This window comes from Fulvivirga kasyanovii (genome assembly GCF_009711405.1).
Classification (GTDB): domain Bacteria; phylum Bacteroidota; class Bacteroidia; order Cytophagales; family Cyclobacteriaceae; genus Fulvivirga; species Fulvivirga kasyanovii.
Map to the genome: position 1 here is coordinate 1 of NZ_SMLW01000137.1, position 1,156 is coordinate 1,156.

Annotated in this window: 2 protein-coding genes; both read right to left on the reverse strand. The window is 34.3% G+C overall.

Going from position 1 to position 1,156, the window contains the following annotated elements:
* A partial coding sequence (locus tag E1163_RS30835) for a hypothetical protein (protein ID WP_221417872.1) occupies nt 1-228 on the reverse strand: 228 nt, incomplete at its 3' end.
* Between the two features lie 2 nt (nt 229-230).
* A partial coding sequence (locus tag E1163_RS00360; RefSeq protein WP_185155885.1) for an RHS repeat-associated core domain-containing protein occupies nt 231-1,156 on the reverse strand: 926 nt, incomplete at its 5' end.

A 1,156-nucleotide genomic window follows, 5' to 3' on the forward strand; every position in this document is an offset into this window, starting at 1 on the left:
TTTATTTATTGTAATATTAAATCGATCTGGCGTCACTAAGTTGTCCGTATAATATATAACATCATCTAGAATAAGATATTCCACATATTCTTTTGAGAATACAGAAATCGATTTTCTTTCACCTTTATCATCCTTTAGATACAGTTTGTTACCTTTATGTTTTAGTAAGATTTTCTGTGAAGAGCAAGCTCCACAGAAAATCAGAAAATAAAAAAGCCACTTATTCATTGCTAATTGTTCTTTCTAATGGTGTTACCGTTTTCTCGATAGATATAATCTGAGATATTATATCCATTGTTAATGTAGTTTGATATCTCGTTTTTGATATTAGACTGTTCTCCCATCTTTTTACTACTGAACTCTTTATTATATAGCTTACCAACCTTATCCTTCTTGAAGAATTTTTCCGAAGCTTCGGTTTTACCTTCATCTGATGCTTCGTTATATGCGTCAGCAAATCTTTTGGTAGTTCCTGTTAGTTCCAAGTCAGCTCCTTCATTTTCATTAACAGCTTCAACAGCATTCATTGCCCCTAGTTTAGAATCGACTTCATCTTGTATGTCATAGCCAACTACTGCTGATTCTCCTCCACTTTCGACAAAACCAATTTCTCCATTTTCGAATTGACTAGCATGGGTTAACTCGTCTCCTAACATAGCTATGACATCATTTTCATATCCTGCCGGATTAACATTAATATCTAATTGTTCTGAATTAAAGTTATACAAAGTACTTCCTCCTTCTTGTGCCAATTCTCTTGAAACATTGATGTTGTATTTTACATCACTACTCCTCAATTGATCAAGTTTTGCTTTAGTTTTATCATCAGCAGAAGCATAGATTCTATTAAACTGTTTTTCAGACTCCTCATTGGTAAAAATAATTTCCATCCCATTGGGGTCGACTAAGCTTAAGGGGTTATTGGCTACGTAAGCATAAACACTTATAGGAGTGTAATCATCAGCTAATGGATCAACTCCATTCCATCTTCCAATTTCCGGCATATACATCCTAGCCCCGTAATCGTACCAATTTAGATCAAGCTCATTTATTCTTTCTTTACCATTATACAAGTACCTATTCTCCTTGGCCGTCACCCTTTGATAGGAGTTAAAAGTTAACCCAAATGGATAATAATCACTGGTTTCCAGCACAT